At 72.0% G+C, this 15,844-nt stretch carries 16 protein-coding genes and 1 tRNA gene; 7 read left to right on the forward strand and 10 right to left on the reverse strand.

Annotated elements, in window-relative coordinates; all coding sequences use genetic code 11:
• Positions 1–52: 52 nt before the first annotated feature.
• Positions 53–1,030 (reverse strand): sigma-70 family RNA polymerase sigma factor, encoded by a 978-nt coding sequence (locus tag ABZ873_RS02960; RefSeq protein ID WP_360864251.1) that lies wholly within the window; start codon positions 1,028–1,030, stop codon positions 53–55.
• A 490-nt stretch (positions 1,031–1,520) separates the two neighbouring features.
• Between ABZ873_RS02960 and ABZ873_RS02965 the strand changes: the two genes are divergently transcribed.
• The gene (locus ABZ873_RS02965) at positions 1,521–2,165 is read left to right on the forward strand and encodes a Uma2 family endonuclease (RefSeq protein WP_360864253.1); all 645 of its coding nucleotides are present in this window, start codon (positions 1,521–1,523) and stop codon (positions 2,163–2,165) included.
• Here ABZ873_RS02965 and ABZ873_RS02970 read toward each other — a convergent pair.
• From ABZ873_RS02970 to ABZ873_RS02980, 3 genes are all read right to left on the reverse strand, one after another.
• Positions 2,162–2,992: a class III extradiol ring-cleavage dioxygenase gene (locus ABZ873_RS02970; RefSeq protein ID WP_360864255.1), complete on the reverse strand. Its 831-nt coding sequence runs from the start codon at positions 2,990–2,992 to the stop codon at positions 2,162–2,164. The genes ABZ873_RS02965 and ABZ873_RS02970 overlap by 4 nt on opposite strands.
• A gap of 119 nt (positions 2,993–3,111) precedes the next feature.
• Complete coding sequence (locus tag ABZ873_RS02975) at positions 3,112–4,644, reverse strand: MFS transporter (protein ID WP_360864257.1); 1,533 nt, start codon at positions 4,642–4,644, stop codon at positions 3,112–3,114.
• Between the two features lie 62 nt (positions 4,645–4,706).
• Positions 4,707–5,369: a TetR/AcrR family transcriptional regulator gene (locus ABZ873_RS02980; protein ID WP_360864259.1), complete on the reverse strand. Its 663-nt coding sequence runs from the start codon at positions 5,367–5,369 to the stop codon at positions 4,707–4,709.
• 260 nt (positions 5,370–5,629) lie between these two features.
• Here ABZ873_RS02980 and ABZ873_RS02985 point away from each other — a divergent pair, with 260 nt between their 5' ends.
• On the forward strand, positions 5,630–6,907 hold the full coding sequence (locus ABZ873_RS02985; protein ID WP_360864262.1) for a M6 family metalloprotease domain-containing protein: 1,278 nt from the start codon (positions 5,630–5,632) through the stop codon (positions 6,905–6,907).
• 24 nt (positions 6,908–6,931) lie between these two features.
• Here ABZ873_RS02985 and ABZ873_RS02990 read toward each other — a convergent pair whose 3' ends face one another.
• Both ABZ873_RS02990 and ABZ873_RS02995 read right to left on the reverse strand, forming a co-directional pair.
• Positions 6,932–7,678, reverse strand: coding sequence for an alpha/beta fold hydrolase (locus ABZ873_RS02990; RefSeq protein ID WP_360864264.1), 747 nt, complete (start codon positions 7,676–7,678; stop codon positions 6,932–6,934).
• Between the two features lie 14 nt (positions 7,679–7,692).
• The gene (locus ABZ873_RS02995) at positions 7,693–8,631 is read right to left on the reverse strand and encodes a beta-ketoacyl-ACP synthase III (protein ID WP_360864266.1); all 939 of its coding nucleotides are present in this window, start codon (positions 8,629–8,631) and stop codon (positions 7,693–7,695) included.
• Positions 8,632–9,076: 445 nt separating this feature from the next.
• Between ABZ873_RS02995 and ABZ873_RS03000 the strand changes: the two genes are divergently transcribed.
• The 5 genes from ABZ873_RS03000 (at position 9,077) to ABZ873_RS03020 (ending at position 12,698) form a co-directional block, all read left to right on the forward strand.
• Complete coding sequence (locus ABZ873_RS03000; RefSeq protein WP_360864268.1) at positions 9,077–10,729, forward strand: hypothetical protein; 1,653 nt, start codon at positions 9,077–9,079, stop codon at positions 10,727–10,729.
• Between the two features lie 146 nt (positions 10,730–10,875).
• On the forward strand, positions 10,876–11,583 hold the full coding sequence (locus ABZ873_RS03005; protein ID WP_360864269.1) for a WYL domain-containing protein: 708 nt from the start codon (positions 10,876–10,878) through the stop codon (positions 11,581–11,583).
• An 89-nt stretch (positions 11,584–11,672) separates the two neighbouring features.
• Positions 11,673–12,104, forward strand: a complete 432-nt coding sequence (locus ABZ873_RS03010) for a hypothetical protein (protein ID WP_360864271.1) — start codon at positions 11,673–11,675, stop codon at positions 12,102–12,104.
• 273 nt (positions 12,105–12,377) lie between these two features.
• Entirely contained in the window at positions 12,378–12,500 is a 123-nt protein-coding gene (locus ABZ873_RS03015; protein ID WP_360864272.1) for a hypothetical protein, read from the forward strand.
• A gap of 125 nt (positions 12,501–12,625) precedes the next feature.
• Positions 12,626–12,698: transfer RNA gene (locus ABZ873_RS03020), tRNA-Arg, on the forward strand.
• Between the two features lie 119 nt (positions 12,699–12,817).
• Here ABZ873_RS03020 and ABZ873_RS03025 read toward each other — a convergent pair.
• From ABZ873_RS03025 to ABZ873_RS03040, 4 genes are all read right to left on the reverse strand, one after another.
• On the reverse strand, positions 12,818–13,138 hold the full coding sequence (locus tag ABZ873_RS03025; protein ID WP_360864274.1) for a hypothetical protein: 321 nt from the start codon (positions 13,136–13,138) through the stop codon (positions 12,818–12,820).
• Between the two features lie 34 nt (positions 13,139–13,172).
• Positions 13,173–14,039, reverse strand: coding sequence for a radical SAM protein (locus tag ABZ873_RS03030; RefSeq protein ID WP_360864276.1), 867 nt, complete (start codon positions 14,037–14,039; stop codon positions 13,173–13,175).
• A gap of 300 nt (positions 14,040–14,339) precedes the next feature.
• Complete coding sequence (locus ABZ873_RS03035; protein WP_360864278.1) at positions 14,340–14,564, reverse strand: hypothetical protein; 225 nt, start codon at positions 14,562–14,564, stop codon at positions 14,340–14,342.
• An 84-nt stretch (positions 14,565–14,648) separates the two neighbouring features.
• On the reverse strand, positions 14,649–15,824 hold the full coding sequence (locus tag ABZ873_RS03040; protein ID WP_360864280.1) for a helix-turn-helix transcriptional regulator: 1,176 nt from the start codon (positions 15,822–15,824) through the stop codon (positions 14,649–14,651).
• Positions 15,825–15,844 lie beyond the last annotated feature (20 nt).

The following is a 15,844-nucleotide window of genomic DNA, read 5'->3' on the forward strand; positions in this document are numbered from 1 at the left end:
ACCGGGGCTCGTCTTGGGGGGCGGCGGCGGCCTGCGCGCCGTCCGAGGGGGGCTACGCCACCGCGTCGAAGCCGGTGTCGCGCGCCATGCGCTTGAGCTCCAGCAGGGCGTGCTTCTCGATCTGGCGGATCCGCTCACGGGTCAGGCCGTGCTGCTTGCCGACCTCCGTCAGGGTCCGCTCGCGGCCGTCGTCGATGCCGTAGCGCATCTTGATGATCGAGGCCGTGCGCTGGTCGAGCTTGCCGAGCAGGTCCTCCAGCTCCTCGCTGCGCAGCAGGGAGAGCACGGACTGCTCGGGGGAGATCGCCGAGGTGTCCTCCAGGAGGTCACCGAACTGCGTGTCGCCCTCGTCGTCCACGGACATGTTGAGGCTGACCGGGTCGCGCGCCCAGTCCAGGACGTCCCCGACGCGCTTCTCCGTGGAGTCCAGCTCGGCGGCGATCTCGGCGTGCTCCGGGTCGCGGCCGTGCTCGCGGTTGAACTCGCGCTGGACGCGGCGGATGCGGCCCAGCTCCTCGACCAGGTGGACGGGGAGGCGGATGGTGCGGGACTGGTCGGCGATGGAACGCGTGATCGCCTGGCGGATCCACCACGTGGCGTACGTGGAGAACTTGAAGCCCTTGGTGTAGTCGAACTTCTCCACGGCGCGGACCAGGCCGGCGTTGCCCTCCTGGATCAGGTCGAGGAGGGGCAGTCCGCTGCGCGGATAGCGGCGGGCGACGGCGACGACGAGACGGAGGTTGGAGCGGATGAAGATCTCCTTGGCACGCTCGCCCTCGGCGGCCAGCGCCTCCAGCTCCTCAGGCGCGGGGGCCTCCCCCTCGCGCTCGGCCACGCCGTCCAGGATCTGCTGGGCGTAGACGCCCGCCTCGATGATCTGGGAGAGCTCCACCTCCCGAGCGGCGTCGAGCAGCGGGGTGCGCGCGATCTCGTCCAGGTACATGCCGACCAGGTCGCGGTCTGCGATCTCCCCGCCCACAGCGCGAGCGCTGCTCGTGGACTGACGACGGGCGACGGCGCGGGTTGCCATGCGTGCTCCCTTGCGATGAGTTCGGTCGCGGTGCGGCTGCCGGACGACACCTCTGGTGCGCTGGTGCGTCCCCGGACACTCTCCCGAGTGCCCGCTTCCGAAGGAAACAACGACTGGAATCGGGACAGAATTCCCGCGCCGCGCCCTCTTTCCGGAGATCTTGCAGTATCCTGCCCCGCCCCGACCCGGGACGGCCGCCGCAGATCCCGAAAAAACCGCAGGTCAGCCCGCCGCAGAACCCCCGGCACCCCACCCGCCGCACCTTCCCCCCAGAAGACGACCCGCCCGCGGTTTTGGTTGCCTGCCCAGGTCGGCCGTACGCCTCTCCGGGCCCGCGCCCACCGTCTTCCCCGGGTTCGCTCTCCTGATCACCTCGTCCGGGTGGGATCTCCGCATATCCCCCCGACATAGGCCGGGACGCTCGTAGCGTCGGGGCGTCGCTTGTCCCGTCCGGCCGGCGACGCCCACACTGATGAGGAGGTGCTGAACCATGACCGCTCACGCAGACGAGACGCAGGAGGCTGCGATGTCGAAGGTCACGACTCCCCCGTCGGACCTGGACGACGCCCTGTGGCAGGCATGGAAGGCCATCGAACTCCCCGAGGGCTACCACGCCGAGATCGTCGAGGGGTTCATCGAGGTGTCACCCACGGGGCGCTACGCGCACGGCCGCATCGTCAACCGGCTGAGGGACCGGCTGGTCGTCTTCCTCGCCCAGGGCGAGTACGCCGCGTATCAGGACATCAACGTCGCCCACCGGCGCAAGGTCTGGATCCCGGACCTGTTCGTGGCATCGGCGGACGCCGAGGAGCACGTCACCGAGGACGGGCTCGGCATCGACGCCTCCGCGGTGCGGCTGGTGGTCGAGGTGGTCTCGCCCGGCAGCGACGGCATCACCCGCGACCGCACGCGCAAGCGGCGCGAGTACGCCCGGGCGGGCATTCCCGTCTACGTGCTCATCGACGACTTCGACGACGGCGGCACCATCACCGTACTGACCGCCCCCGACCGCGAGGCCGCCGTCTACGGGGACGAGCTACGGGCCCCCTACCGCCTGGGGGCGGCGCTCCCCGAGGGGCCCGCCAAGGGATTCGTGATCGGCGCGGAGATCGTCGGCGCGGGGCGGGTGGGTTAGCCGAACTGGAGGGAGCGTTTGGAGAGGCCCAGCCAGAAGCCGTCCACCGGGGTGTGGGGGGTGGTGAGGTCGCCGGTGGCGTCCGCTGCGCCGAGGGTGACGAAGAGGGGGGCGAAGTGTTCCGTGCGGGGGTGGGCCAGGCGGCCGGACGGGGACTTGGCCTCGAAGTCCAGCAGGGCGTCCACGTCCCCGGCGGCCAGGGCCTCGTGGCCCCAGGCGTCGAACTCGGCGGACCAGGCGGGGACGCCGGGGCCCTGGTGGCGGAGCGCGGCGAGGTTGTGGGTGAAGAAGCCGCTGCCGACGATCAGGACGCCCTCGTCGCGGAGCGGCGCGAGCTTGCGGCCGATGTCCATCAGGCGGCGCGGGTCCAGGGTGGGCAGGGATATCTGGAGCACCGGGATGTCGGCGCCGGGGTACATCTCCACCAGCGGGACGTACGCCCCGTGGTCCAGCCCCCGGTCCGGCATGTCCTGGACGGGGGTGCCCGGGGCCCGCAGGAGGCGGCGTACCGAGGCGGCGAGCTCCGGGGCGCCGGGGGCCTCGTAGCGGACCTGGTAGTAGTGCTCCGGGAAGCCCCAGAAGTCGTACACCAGCGGGACGCGCTCGGTGGCGCCGAGGGCGAGCGGGGCCTCCTCCCAGTGGGCGGAGACCATGAGGATCGCCGTGGGGCGGGGCAGGTCCGCGGACCAGGCGGCCAGCTCGGCGGGCCAGAGCGGGTCGTCCGCGAGCGGGGGCGCGCCGTGGCTGAGGTACAGCGCCGGCATGCGGCCCTCGTACGGGGCACCGCCTGCCGAGTAGGAGGGGGCGGGGGCTGGGGTCGCGGCCATGGGGCGCTCCTCCGTCGTGCGTGCTGCGGGGCCGGCTGGCTGCCGGAAAAAGACTAACCCCATCTGGTTCAAATTTGAACCAGATGGGGTCCTCAGTCATTCCCCGGCGGGGACCGCCGTCAGTGCGCGATCACCGGCACCTTGAGCCCGGCCTCCTCCGCCGAGCCCTCGGCCACCGGGCCGCCGGCGCCCGGCCGGCCGGTGTTGATCAGCGTCAGGGCGAGGGTCGCGCTGGCGACCAGGATGCCCACCGCCCACCAGATGGCGGCGGAGTAGCCCTCGACCATGGCCTGCGCCTGCACCAGCCGCACCGCGGGCCCGCCCGCGGCGAGCTCCGCCGCGTGGTCGGTGAGGTACGCGGTGGTCGCGGAGGCGGCGATGGTGTTCAGCAGGGCCGTACCGATGGCGCCGCCGACCTGCTGCGAGGTGTTGACCATCGCGGAGGCCACACCGGCGTCGGCCGGGTTCACCCCGTACGTGGACAGGGACATGGCGGGCATGAAGGCCGTACCCATGCCGAGGCCGAGCAGCAGCTGCGCCGGCAGGATCAGCGTCGCGTACGAGGACCCGACCTCCAGCTGCGTCAGCATCAGCATGCCGACCGCCGCGAGCAGGAAGCCCGGGCCCATCAGCAGGCGCGGCGGGACGCGGGTCATCAGGCGGGCGCCGATCTGCGTGGAGCCGGTGATCATGCCCGCGATCATGGGCAGGAAGGCGAAGCCGGTCTTGACGGGCGAGAAGCCCTTCACGACCTGGAGGTAGTAGGTGAGGAAGAGGAACAGGCCGAACATCGCGATGACGGCCAGGCCGAGCGAGAGGTAGACACCGCCGCGGTTGCGCTCCAGCAGCACGCGCAGCGGCAGCAGCGGGGACTTCACCCGGCCCTCGACCAGGACGAACCCGGACAGCAGGACCACGGCGGCGGCGAACATGGACACGGTGACGGCGTCGGTCCAGCCGGCGGACTCGGCGCGCGTGAAGCCGTACACCAGGGCCACGAGGCCGGAGGTGGACAGGAGCACGCCGGGGATGTCCAGCGGGGCGCGGTTGCGGGAGCCGGCGGGCTCCCGGATGACCATCCAGGCACCGACGGCCGCGACCACCGCGAACGGGATGTTCACGAAGAAGGTCCAGCGCCAGTTCAGGTACTCGGTGAGGAAGCCGCCGAGGATCAGGCCGACGGCGCCACCGCCACCGGCGATCGCACCGTAGATGCCGAACGCCTTGGCGCGCTCCTTGGCGTCGGTGAACATGACGGCCAGCAGCGACAGGGCCGCCGGGGCGAGCAGGGCGCCGAAGGCACCCTGGAGGGCGCGGGCGCCGAGCATCATGGCCTCGCCGCTGGCGGCGCCGCCGAGCGCGGAGGCCAGGGCGAAGCCGATGAGGCCGACGACGAAGGCGTTCTTACGGCCCCACTTGTCGGCGATGCGGCCACCGAAGAGCAGCAGCCCGCCGAAGGCCAGCGCGTACGCGGTGATGACCCACTGGCGGTTTCCGTCGGAGATGCCGAGGTCGGTCTGGGCGGAGGGCAGGGCGATGTTCACGATGGTCGCGTCGAGCACGACCATCAGCTGGGCCAGGGCTATGAAGACGAGGGCCTTCCAGCGGCTGGGGTCGGCAGCCGGCGGGAGCGTCGCGGCTGTTTTCGGCATGGGGGTACCCACTTCACTGTGCGGAATGACTGAAAAAGGCTAGTTCGAGAGGCTTGGTGGTGTCACACGGTTTTCTGCGTCAGGTCTTCCAAGGTGGCCGCCGAACCCGGGAGTTCGGAGTGGGCCGGCGCCCTCAGGCCGTCCAGGAACAGCTGGAGGTGGCGATGGGCGAAGCGGTCGGTGTCGAGGCATCCGGTCCCGGGCAGGGGCCGGCTGAGCTGGGAGAGGGCGACCATCAGATCGCCGGTGCCGATGTCCGGGCGGACGAGTCCGGCGGCCTGGCCCGCGGCCAGCAGGTTCTCGACGGCCTCCGCCAGGGCGACGCGGGCGTCGAGCAGTTCGGGGTCCTCGCGGTCGAAGCCGTCGGCGAGCATCGGGCAGAGGGCGCCGATCCGCTCGTGGGCGGCGGCGTGCGTGAAGCGGCACAGCGCGGCGAAGGCGTCGGGCGCCTCGGCGAGGGCCGCCTCCGCGGAGGCCGTCACCCGGTGCATGGTGAAGAGCACGACGTGGTGGACGAGGGTGGGGCGGTCGGCGAAGTGCCGGTAGAGGGTGGCGTTGCCGATGCCGGCCCGGCGGGCCACCTCGTCGAAGGGGGCCGCGGAACCGAACTCCACGAAGACCTCGCGCGCGGCGGCGAGGATCCGCTCGCGGTTGCGGACGGCGTCGGCGCGCGGCCGCGGCATCACGGCGGCCCCGCAGACCGGGGCGGTGCTGGCGCGCTTCATTCCGGGGCCTCCTCGGGCGGTGCGGTGGGGTGGTGACCGTACGGCACCCCCGTTGAAACGGGGAGCCGGTCCCCGCTTGTGGGGACTCCCTTGCAAACGGGGATCCGCTCCCCGGTTATTTCACCCCCTCGTGTGATCCGGCTCACAAGGCGCCCCACGTTCGGCCTCCCCCGGCGCGCGGGCGCGCCACGCCCGGCGGAGGGTGGGCGGACAGGGCGCAGTCCGGACAGGGCCGGCTGCCGCGGACCGGAAGGCGATCCATGCAGCAGCCCCGCCACCGGATACGCAGACCACGCCTGACCGGCGCGTACATCGGCCTGACCGCGCTGGCCCTCGGCATCACGGCGACCGCCAGCACCGGGGAACCCGGGCGCGGCCAGTCGGCCGCCGGGGCGGTGGCCACGAGCGTGGAATCGGCCCTCGCGCCCTGCCGGATCGCCGGCACCATGGGCGTGCAGATGTCCGAGGGGCTGCCGACCCCGCCGGGCTACTCGCGGTCGACGGGCGAGGTCCGGGCGCTCAACCTGATGATCGACTTCCCCGACGCGAAGGGCGAGGGCACGGCCCTGGACCGGCTGGCGGAGTTCTTCCCGCAGACCGCGGACTGGTTCCGCACCAGCTCGTACGGGCGGCTGTCGTACCTGGCCGAGGCGCCGATAAGGGGCTGGCTGCGGATGCCGATGCCCTTCGCGGCGTACGGCATCGAGCGCGGGTCCTCGTACGAGCCCGGTTACCGCCAGCTGGTCGAGCACATCGCGCGGGCCGCCGACCCCGAGGTGGATTTCAGCCGCTACGACCTGGTCAATGTGCTGGTCACGCCGAACGCCGGGCCCTCCGCCCTGGACACCGTCCTGTCGGTGACCTTCTCGGGCAACGGCGAGGCGCCCGTCGCGGACGGGGTGCCGCTCGCGAACACGTCCTTCGTCTACAGCCGCCAGGACGACGGCTCCGGCACCTACCGCGAGACCGGCTACCGGGTCCTGCCGCACGAGAACGGCCACGTCTTCGGCCTGCCCGACCTCTACACCGCCGACGGCGGGAGCACCGTGGGGCACTGGGACATCATGAGCGAGGACTGGGGCGCCAACAACGACCTGATGGGCTGGCACAAGTGGAAGCTGGGCTGGCTGGACAGCGGCCAGATCAGCTGCGCCGCCAAGCCCGGCACCAGCGAGCACGTGCTGTCCCCGCTGGCGGTGGAGGGCGGCAAGAAGCTGGCCTTCGTACCGCTGTCGGAGAGCGCCGGGTACGCGGTGGAGGTGCGCACCCGGGCCGGGAACGACGAGGCGGTCTGCAAGCCGGGCGTGCTGATCTACAAGGTGGACTCGGACGTGGACACCGGACACGGCCCGGTCACCGTCTCGGACAGCGCGCACGCGAGCGGCGGCTGCACCCGGCGGCCCAATGTGCACGCGGAGCTGTCGGACGCGCCGTTCCGGCCGGGCGAGACCTTCACGGACGAGAAGGCGGGCATCACCATCGCGGTGGTGGGCGAGCTGCGCAACGGGAGCTACCAGGTGCGCGTCACGCGGCCGTGACGGCCGCCGCTCTCCGGAGGCTCCTTACGGGCCGGTGAGCGCCGCGCGCAGTACCTCCGTGACCTCGCCGCGGTGCTCCGGGGTGAGCAGGAAGAAGTGGTCGCCCTCGAAGCGGCGGACCCGGCAGGGGCCCGTGGTGTGAGCGGCCCAGTCGTCCAGCGGCTCCGGCGGGATGAGGGGATCGGCCGTGCCACCGAGCACGTCCAGGGGCACGTCGAGCCGGACGTCCTCGAAGCCCGCGGCCGCCTCCCGGCTCAGCTCGATGTCCGCGCAGAGCACGCGCGTGACGTGGGCGAGCATCGCCGGGTCCTCCATGACCCAGGCGGGGGTGCCGCCGCCGTCGCGGAGCAGGCGTACGGCGTCCTCCTCGCTGCTCGTGGCGTGCGCCAGCCGGGGTGTCCGGCCGGGCACCTGGCCGGAGACCACGGCCGCCCGGCAGTGCGCGCCGAGCAGCCGGGCGGCGCGGGTGGCGAGCAGGGCGCCGAGGCTGTGCCCGAAGACCACGGTGGGCAGGGGGTCGCGGCGCAGCACCTCGTCGGACACGGAGTCCAGGACCTGGGCGAGGGTGCAGCCGGGCGGCTCCCCGAACCGGCGCTCGCGGCCGGGCAACGAGAGCCCGAGCACCTCGACGTCCTCGGGCAGGGACTCGAAGAGGGGGAAGAGGGTGTTCGGGCCGGACCCGGAGTGCGGGAACACCAGCAGGCGCGCCCGGGGTACGGAGGCCACGCCGCGGGTGCGCAGCAGGGGCCACCAGAGGCTGTCGGTAGGCACGTGTGGGGCTCCCGTCAGGGGCAGTGGATGATCTGGCCGGCGTAGGACAGGCCCCCGCCGAAGGCGAAGAGCAGGACGGGCGAGCCCTTCTCGATGGCGCCCCGCTCCACGAGCTTGGACAGCGCCAGCGGGATGCTCGCGGCGGAGGTGTTGCCCGAGTCGACGACGTCCCGCGCGACGACCGCGTTGACCGCGCCTATCTTGCGGGCCAGCGGCTCGATGATCCGCAGGTTGGCCTGGTGCAGGACGACCCCGCCCAGTTCCTCGGGTGTGACCCCGGCCCGCTCGCAGACCTGGAGCGCGACCTTGGGCAGGGCGGTGGTGGCCCAGCGGTAGACCGACTGGCCCTCCTGGGAGAACGTATGGCTGGGGGCCTCGATCCGTACGGCGTGCCCCATCTCCGGTACGGATCCCCACACCACCGGGCTGATCCCGGCCTCCTCGGAGGCGACCACGACGGCCGCGCCGGCGCCGTCACCGACGAGGACGCAGGTGGTGCGGTCGGTCCAGTCGGCGAAGTCGGTCAGCTTCTCCACGCCGATGACCAGGGCCTTCGTGGCGGAGCCGGCCCGGATGCTCTGGTCCGCGAGGGCGAGGGCGTGCGGGAAGCCGGAGCAGGCGGTGTTCACGTCGATCGCGGCGGGCGCGACGGCCCCGACGGCGGCGGCGACGCGGGCGGCGGTATTGGGCGAGCGGTCCTGCGCGGTGCAGGTGGCGACGATGACGAAGTCGATGTCGGCGCCGGTCAGCCCGGCGTGGGCGAGCGCCCGCTCGGCCGCCTTGGCCGCCATGTCCGCGACCGACTCGCCCTCGGCGGCCACATGGCGTGTCCGGATCCCGACCCGGCTCTGGATCCACTCGTCGCTGGTCTCGACGATCTGCTCCAGATCGGCGTTGGTCAGCACCTTCGCCGGCTGATAGTGCCCGAGCGCGAGCACCCGCGACCCGACCATGAGCGGTTCCCCCCTTGTTCTTCTTGTTCCCCTGGTTGCCCGGGTTGCCCTGGTTCCCCTGGTTGCCCTGGTGGTTCCCCGGGTTCCCCTGGTGGTTCCCCTGGTTCCGGCACCCCGGAGACGTCTCCGGGATCACCCCGTGGCCAGCCTATGCAGCGGGCCCGCTCCGCTCACACGCCTTTCCCGCCGACCACCGACAGTCAGTTTTCGGCCAAGTCCTCGCGGCTCGAATGCGCTGGCCGGCAAGGGGCGGAACGGATCAGTGCGCGGCGCAACAATTAGGAGGAATCATTCCGGACATGTGCGCGAATAATCAGGAACCGCAGGTGGCGTGCCCGTCGTTACTCTCAGCAGCCACACGTTTCGTCAACCCGTTCGAGGATCCGTTCGAGGTTCGGGGCGGGGATTTCACATCAAGGGGGGACCGGTGCAGAGTCGCCGCGTCATGATTTCCGCTGCAGTCGTAGCAGCAGCCATCGGCTTCGTGCCGGCCACGGCCCAGGCCGCGGAGAAGCCCGCCGACCGCACGGGGGGTGCGGTCGCGGCGATCGATGCCGCGAAGGCGGCGGCGGTGCAGGGCGCCGTCTTCACCAGCCCGGCCGAGCGCACGGTGCGCAAGGACGCCGGTGCGGGGGCCGCCGGTGTCGCGTCCGCCGGCGTCGCGTCCGCCGACGCGGCGAAGGGCGGCGTCGGCCCGAAGGTCGGCCTCGTCGCCAAGGGCACCAGCGCGTACGGCATCAGCCTGGAGTCGAAGGTCGACGCCGGCGCCGGGACATCCGTCCGGGTCGACATCGACTGGGGCGACGGCAGGACCGAGACCGCGCAGGCCACCGGCTCCACGGTGCTCACGTCCCGCCACACGTTCGCCGAGGTCGGTGCCCGCAAGGTCACCGTGACCCTGACCGACCAGGCCACCAAGGTGACCTCTGTCAACAGCGTGGACATCCAGGCCGTCGGTTCGAAGTTCACCGCGCAGGCCCCGACCCGTCTGCTGGACACCCGCAGCGGCGTCGGCGCCGAGGCGGGCGCGGTCCGCCCGTACAGCGTGGCCCGGGTGAAGGTCGGCGGCAACAGCGGCATACCGTCCGGTGTCACCGCCGTGGCCCTCAACGTGACCGTCACCAACGCCCGTTCGAGCGGCCACATCACGGCCTACCCGTCGGGCACGGACCAGCCGACCACCTCGAACGTCAACTTCGTCGCGGGCCAGACCGTGCCGAACATGACGATCGTGCCGGTCGGGGCGGACGGCTACGTCGAGCTCGTCAACCGCAGCTACGGCGACGTGGAGCTGATCGCGGACGTCACCGGCTACTTCACCCGCTCCGCCGGCAGCGGCTACACCTCGCTCGACCCGTTCCGCATCGTCGACAGCCGCGCGGGCCAGGGCACCTGGGGCCCGGTCGGCGGCCGGACCTCCTTCGACGTGCAGGTCGCGGGCCAGGGCGCGATACCGGGGAGCGGCGTCACCGCCGTGGCCCTGAACGTCACCGTCACCGCGCCCCGGGGCGCCGGCCACCTGACCGTCTACCCGAGCGGGCAGCAGGCGCCGGACACCTCGAACGTCAACTTCACGGCCGGGCAGACCATCGCGAACTCCGTGATCGTCCCGGTCGGCCCCGACGGCCGGATCAGCGTCCGCAACGGCGCCTGGGACCCGGCCGACGTCATCGTCGACGTCGTCGGCTACTACAGCCCCAGCAGCAAGGCCGCGTACCTGCCGACCAAGCCGACCCGCCTGCACGACTCCCGCGAGTGGGACTTCCCGGTCCAGGGCCAGGACTACCGCTACCTGCCGCTGGCGGACGGCCGGCCGGAGATCACGGCGTACGCGCTGAACGCCACGGTCACCAACACCCAGGGCAGCGGACACCTCACGGTCGCGCCGGACCCGAACCCCTGGAGCAAGTACCTGGACGGGACCGCGATCAGGCCGACCCCGCCGAACTCCTCCAACCTGAACTGGACGAGGGGCGCGACCGTCCCGAACCTGGTCCAGGCCGGCACCGGCCCGACCGGCGTCATCGACTTCTGGAACCGCGGCTGGGAGAAGACGGACCTGATCGTCGACATGTTCGGCCTCTACGAGAAGAACTGACCCACCGGGCGGCCCCGGGGGCGCTCCGGGGCCGGTCCCGCTGAGCCTCCGGGGCGCTCGCCTGGGGCGCTCCCGGGGGCCCCTCCCGGGGCCCAGCCGCGCGATCACCGGCGTCGGGGCGTGCGGATCGGCTACGGTCCTGCGGTGTGAACCGTACCGAGCGGCTGTACGCACTGGTGGAGGAGTTACGTGCGGTCTCGCCCCGGCCGCGCAGCGCCCGGTGGCTCGCCGAGCGCTTCGGCGTCAGTGTCCGCACGATCGAACGCGACCTCGGCGCCCTGCAGCAGTCCGGCGTGCCGGTCTACGCCGAGCCCGGCCGCAGCGGCGGGTACGTGGTGGACAAGGACCACACCCTGCCGCCCCTGACCATCACCCCGGCCGAGGCGGCGGCGCTGGCCGTGGCCCTGCACCGGCTGTCCGACACCCCGTTCGCCGCGGACGCCCGCTCGGCGCTGTACAAGGTGTTCGCCGTCATGCCCGAGCGCGAACGCCAGGCCGCGCGCGAGCTGGCGGCCCGGGTCCGGCTCACCGTGAACCCCGTACGCCCCACCGCCCTCCCCCACACCCTGCGCGAGGCGCTGTCCACGGGCCGGCTGCTGCACCTGCGCTACGCCGACACCCACGGCGGCGACACCGACCGCACCGTCGAACCCCTGGGCTTCCTCGGCGGCGACCACTGGTACCTCGTCGGCTGGTGCCGCCTGCACTCCGGCGTACGGGGCTTCCGCCTCGACCGCATCCGCGAGGCGCGGGCCCTGGAGGAGACGGCGGAACCGCGGCCCATGGACCTCTCCGAACTCGGCACCCTGGGCGGCGCTTTAGTGGCACTGGACGAGCTCTACAGTTTCGCTTGAGCGGCCTCCCAGGGGCCTAAACACCGACAGGGGGTTGTCGCCGTCGGCCCGGAGGCTGGGTGACCACGAACCGACCACGGAGGGCACCCATGTCTGCGACGACGACCCCCACCACCGACTCCGCCCAGCTGACCCGCGAGGCCGGCACCCGCCTGGTGGAGGGCTGGACGGCGCTCTGGAACGGAGACGTCGCCCTCGCCGAGCACATCCTCGCCCCGGACTTCCGGCTGCACTTCGCGGACGACTTCGACGGCACCGGCTCCGCCGCCACCTTCGGCCCGGAACAGCTCCTCGCCTTCATCTCCTCCAGCGGCCACACCCTGGCGGGCCTCACCTTCGCGGCGGACGCGGCCCCCCTGGTCGACCCGGAACGCGGCGAGATGGCCTGCCGCTGGATCGAGAGCCAGGACGGCGGCGGCGGCGAGACGGTCGTCCGCAGCGGCATCGACATGTTCGCGGTCACGAACAACCGCATCACATCGGTCTGGTCCCTGACCGGCAACCGCCGCTTCTCGGCCTGACGACTACAAGCCTTTGGTATGCGCCGAGTTCGACGGGAAGATCGTCTACCGGGTGGACACCGCTGCACCGTAGGGGTGCGGGCCCGGCCCTTGAGCGGAGGCCGCCCGGCGGCCGTGACACGTGGAACACCTGGCGCTCGCCGTGGTGGCGGTGGTGCTCGGTGTGTCCCGGCGAGGGCCGAGCAGCCCCTCAGGCTGCGTGCGCGGCCGTTCGACGCGGAGGGGACGCCGGCCACGCCGTTCGCTCGTCTCGGTCTCCCGGAGCCGGATGCGTTGTCCGAGGTGCGGGAGGGGCAGGTGTGCGGGCCGTGCGAGGGTGGGGTGGACTGGCTCAAGGTGGCGGTGGCGCCGGTCGACGGACGGAGCAGCCGGGTCTACCTGCGGGCGGCCGACTGAGCCCGTGAGCACGTATCTCTGCTTACGGATCATGCACCACCCGCTACACTGACCGCGGTGGCCACGCCCTCCGGGCGCCCGCCGCGACCTGTCGCCGAGCATGACACGCTTGTCGTCAGACCCCCGCCTTCGTAGCTCAGGGGATAGAGCACGGCTCTCCTAAAGCCGGTGTCGCAGGTTCGAATCCTGCCGAGGGCACAGAGGAAGTAGCAGGTTAGGCATATGTGAAGCCCCTCGTTCGTTAGAACGAGGGGCTTTTTCATGATCGAAGTCCACAGGGAGTCCGCACCCACCCCACGGTCATGCCCTGTGGTCTCTCAACGGGCCGCGGCCCGCAACGCGGTCAGCCGCTCCTTGTACAGCTGACCCGCGGCGTACGAGGCCGCCTCTGCCGATGGCGCGGCCGACTCGATCAGATGATGAGCCCTGGCTTTCACCTCAGCCGACCACGCCAGCGCATGCTGCTGTGCCGACAGGCCGCACTGCTGCGGCTCCCCGGGCAGGCACAACGGAAGCGGCTGGCCGAGCTTGTTCGCGGCGTGCCGGACCATCCCGGCGAGCGTCGCCCACTGCTCCTCGGTCCGCTGCCCGCCGGGCGGGGCCGGCCAGCCGAGCAGGTGATCGCCGTGCGGGTCCATCAAGGTCCTCCTCGGTGGTCAGGTGGTCAGGTGGTCAGGTGGTCGTAGCGGCGGCCATCGGTGCCATCTCGGGGTCGCAGTGCCCGACGGAGGGAACGCACGGGCCGCACGGCCCGCACATGGGGAGGAACTGCGGCGGCGTGCAGGCGGCGGCGCCGGCTCCGTGGACGGCGGCTATCCCGGCCCGTGCCTCGGCCAGGCGGGAACCGGCCCAGATTTCCGCAAGTGTCCCGGAACGGACGTTGCCGACGTCGATGAACCGGCCCAGCACGCACGGCCAGACGGCGCCGTCCGGGCCGATGGCCACTTTCTCGTACGCGCAGTGCCCGCACAGGTCCTTGATCTGCGGGTGGACACCGGCGCCGGCCCGCCCGAAGGCACGGATACGGTCGCCTCCGACCTCATGCACCCCGATGGCGCGCAAGTCGGACACAGCCTGCATCGCGCGCTGCCCCTCCCGGAGGGAGACGACACCCCCGCGGATCGGGATCCCGAGGTCGACTGCCTTCGTGATGTTCGCGCGGGTCTTGCGGTGCGCGCCGCGGAGCCGGGTGATCGAGTCGTGCTCGGCGCCGTCATCGGAGTAGTAGCTCGTCGCCAGTTTGGCGCCGTGCGAGCTGATGGCCTCCCAGACGGCGAGCCGAATGTGCGTCATGTTCGAGAAGACTTCGACACCGAGCCCACGGGCGGACGCAGCGTGCGCGATCAGTTCGGGCAGGTACGGGTAGAGCGTCGGCTCGCCGCCGATGAACTGCACGTCGACTCCTCCCATGGCTGCGAACTCGTCGATCACCCGAACCCAGTCGGCGACCGTCATCGTCCCGTGGCCCTGGTCGGGTCCGGAGTCGGCGTAGCAGTGGTCGCAGCGTTCGTTGCAGAAGCCGGTGACCTCCAGCCACACGAACTTCAGTGCCCTGAGCTGGGGGGTGCAGTCGGGAAGGCCGCCGCAGGCAGGGCAGTAGGGGTCCGTGCCGCCGCACCGCGGGCACTTCGGTCCTGCGAAGATGCGTGGCCAGGTGGGGGTCAGAAAGCGCCGAGCACGATGGCGGCGAGGACGATCACCACACCCCGGTGCGGCCCCCGCGCGGGCAGCCCTTCGCGTGGAGCGTCGCGCCGCCCTCCGGGCCGCCGCCGGGGACCGGCGTCGCGCCGCAGGACGGGCAGCCGCGGGGCGGTGCACCGGCGGGAACCGGGCTCAGCTTCACCGGGGCTCGATGTTCTTGACCGCGGTGGTCAGCTCACGGCCGCCGCCGGCGGGACGGATGTAGGCGATCTCCGCCCACCGCGCGCCCGGGCCGTCGGCCGCGGTGACGTTCTCCACCCGCACAGCCATCAAGGTGCCCTCGGTGCCGGACGCGATGTCGCGCACCGGTTTGTGGAGCAGGGCGTGCGGGATGTCGGTTTCGGCGTGGTGTCGGGCGGCCATAGCGGGCTCCCTACCGTCGTCAGCGGGTGGTGAGACCAGCCTGACGCTCCGGAAGGGAGCGAATACTCACAGATCTGTGAGTGCCTACAGCCCGATCCAGCGAGCCATCCCCCCAAGGCCGTCCGGAGCCCGCCGGGACAGATGCACCAGCCCTCGGATCGTGGTCCGAGTGCCCGGCAGATGGCGTGTCTGCTCCGGCGCGACCTTTCGGGCCTGCGCAAGATGACACAGCGACGTCCTCGCTGAGCCCGCCTCCATTTCCACCAACGCCCGGTCCACGAGATACCGGGCTCGCCGGGACGTCAGCGTTGAAGCGGGGAGCTCCAGCGCGCGGGCCCGGCCGAGGGCCTGGTCGAAGTCGCCCAGCACGATCGACGTACCGATCTCGTGCAGCCGGACGTTCACCTGTCCGAAGCTGAGCCAGTGCACCTCGCCGGCATCGCCACCGACACGGTCCGCGAACTCCCGCGCCGCCGTCAGATGCGTCTCCACAGCGGTCCGGTCCCCGGCCTTCGCGGCCACCGTGGCCGCGCCCAGGTGGAGCTGCCCCGTTACCGCCAGGGCCTCACGGCTGGTTGCCCCGCCCAGGAGCGCCTGCCTGGACGAAATGAGCGGGATGGAGGTGGCGCACCGCCACAACGTCGCCCGCTTGTAACGCTGCACGGCCTCCAGGCACGGGTCCGACGCCTGTCCGGCGGCCCACCCCATCCGGTCCAAGGCGACGCGGGCGAGGTCCGGGTGGTCGAGTTTCAGCGCCACGTCGTGCGCCGTCCGGTACACCGACGCCAGAGCCTGCCACGCCGGCGTGGAGGGTGCCGTCCACGCCGTATGAGTCAGCTCCAGAATCAAGGGCGGGAGAGCCTTCGCTGCCGCGCGCAGATGCGTGGCTCGCACCTGCCGGCACAGCGCGTCCGCGGCAGCCACTGCCTCCGGCAGCGGGCGTACGGCGGGAAGTTCGGGGAGCGGACCGAGATCGTGCCGGTCGAGGGCCTCTCGGATGGGTGCGACCAGTGCGACCAGCCGGTCGGGAGGCAGGGAGGTCACGGCAGGAGGTCCTGTCAGCAGGGACGTGTCCACCCTGAGCGCCTGCGCCACAGCCGCGACGAAGCCAGGCGTTGCGGCGCGGGCTCCGCACTCCACCTGGTTCAAGAGGCTGAGGCTGTACGGGATGCGACTGGCGAGCTCGCGCTGTGTCAGGCGGGCGAGGCGCCGCTGCTCCCGGATTCGGGATCCGGCGTGGTCATCGTCTGGTGCGGGCATACCGGTCTCCGTCCACGACT

Origin of the sequence: Streptomyces sp. NPDC047014, from assembly GCF_040644195.1 — a bacterium.
In the GTDB taxonomy this organism is placed as follows: Bacteria; Actinomycetota; Actinomycetes; order Streptomycetales; family Streptomycetaceae; genus Streptomyces.

Coding starts and splice junctions, on each gene's coding strand:
- ABZ873_RS02960 (WP_360864251.1), bottom strand. CDS start 1,030: ATGGCAACCCGCGCCGTCGCCCGTCGTCAGTCCACGAGCAGCGCTCGC.
- ABZ873_RS02965 (WP_360864253.1), top strand. CDS start 1,521: ATGACCGCTCACGCAGACGAGACGCAGGAGGCTGCGATGTCGAAGGTC.
- ABZ873_RS02970 (WP_360864255.1), bottom strand. CDS start 2,992: ATGGCCGCGACCCCAGCCCCCGCCCCCTCCTACTCGGCAGGCGGTGCC.
- ABZ873_RS02975 (WP_360864257.1), bottom strand. CDS start 4,644: ATGCCGAAAACAGCCGCGACGCTCCCGCCGGCTGCCGACCCCAGCCGC.
- ABZ873_RS02980 (WP_360864259.1), bottom strand. CDS start 5,369: ATGAAGCGCGCCAGCACCGCCCCGGTCTGCGGGGCCGCCGTGATGCCG.
- ABZ873_RS02985 (WP_360864262.1), top strand. CDS start 5,630: ATGCAGCAGCCCCGCCACCGGATACGCAGACCACGCCTGACCGGCGCG.
- ABZ873_RS02995 (WP_360864266.1), bottom strand. CDS start 8,631: ATGGTCGGGTCGCGGGTGCTCGCGCTCGGGCACTATCAGCCGGCGAAG.
- ABZ873_RS03000 (WP_360864268.1), top strand. CDS start 9,077: ATGATTTCCGCTGCAGTCGTAGCAGCAGCCATCGGCTTCGTGCCGGCC.
- ABZ873_RS03010 (WP_360864271.1), top strand. CDS start 11,673: ATGTCTGCGACGACGACCCCCACCACCGACTCCGCCCAGCTGACCCGC.
- ABZ873_RS03025 (WP_360864274.1), bottom strand. CDS start 13,138: ATGGACCCGCACGGCGATCACCTGCTCGGCTGGCCGGCCCCGCCCGGC.
- ABZ873_RS03035 (WP_360864278.1), bottom strand. CDS start 14,564: ATGGCCGCCCGACACCACGCCGAAACCGACATCCCGCACGCCCTGCTC.
- ABZ873_RS03040 (WP_360864280.1), bottom strand. CDS start 15,824: ATGCCCGCACCAGACGATGACCACGCCGGATCCCGAATCCGGGAGCAG.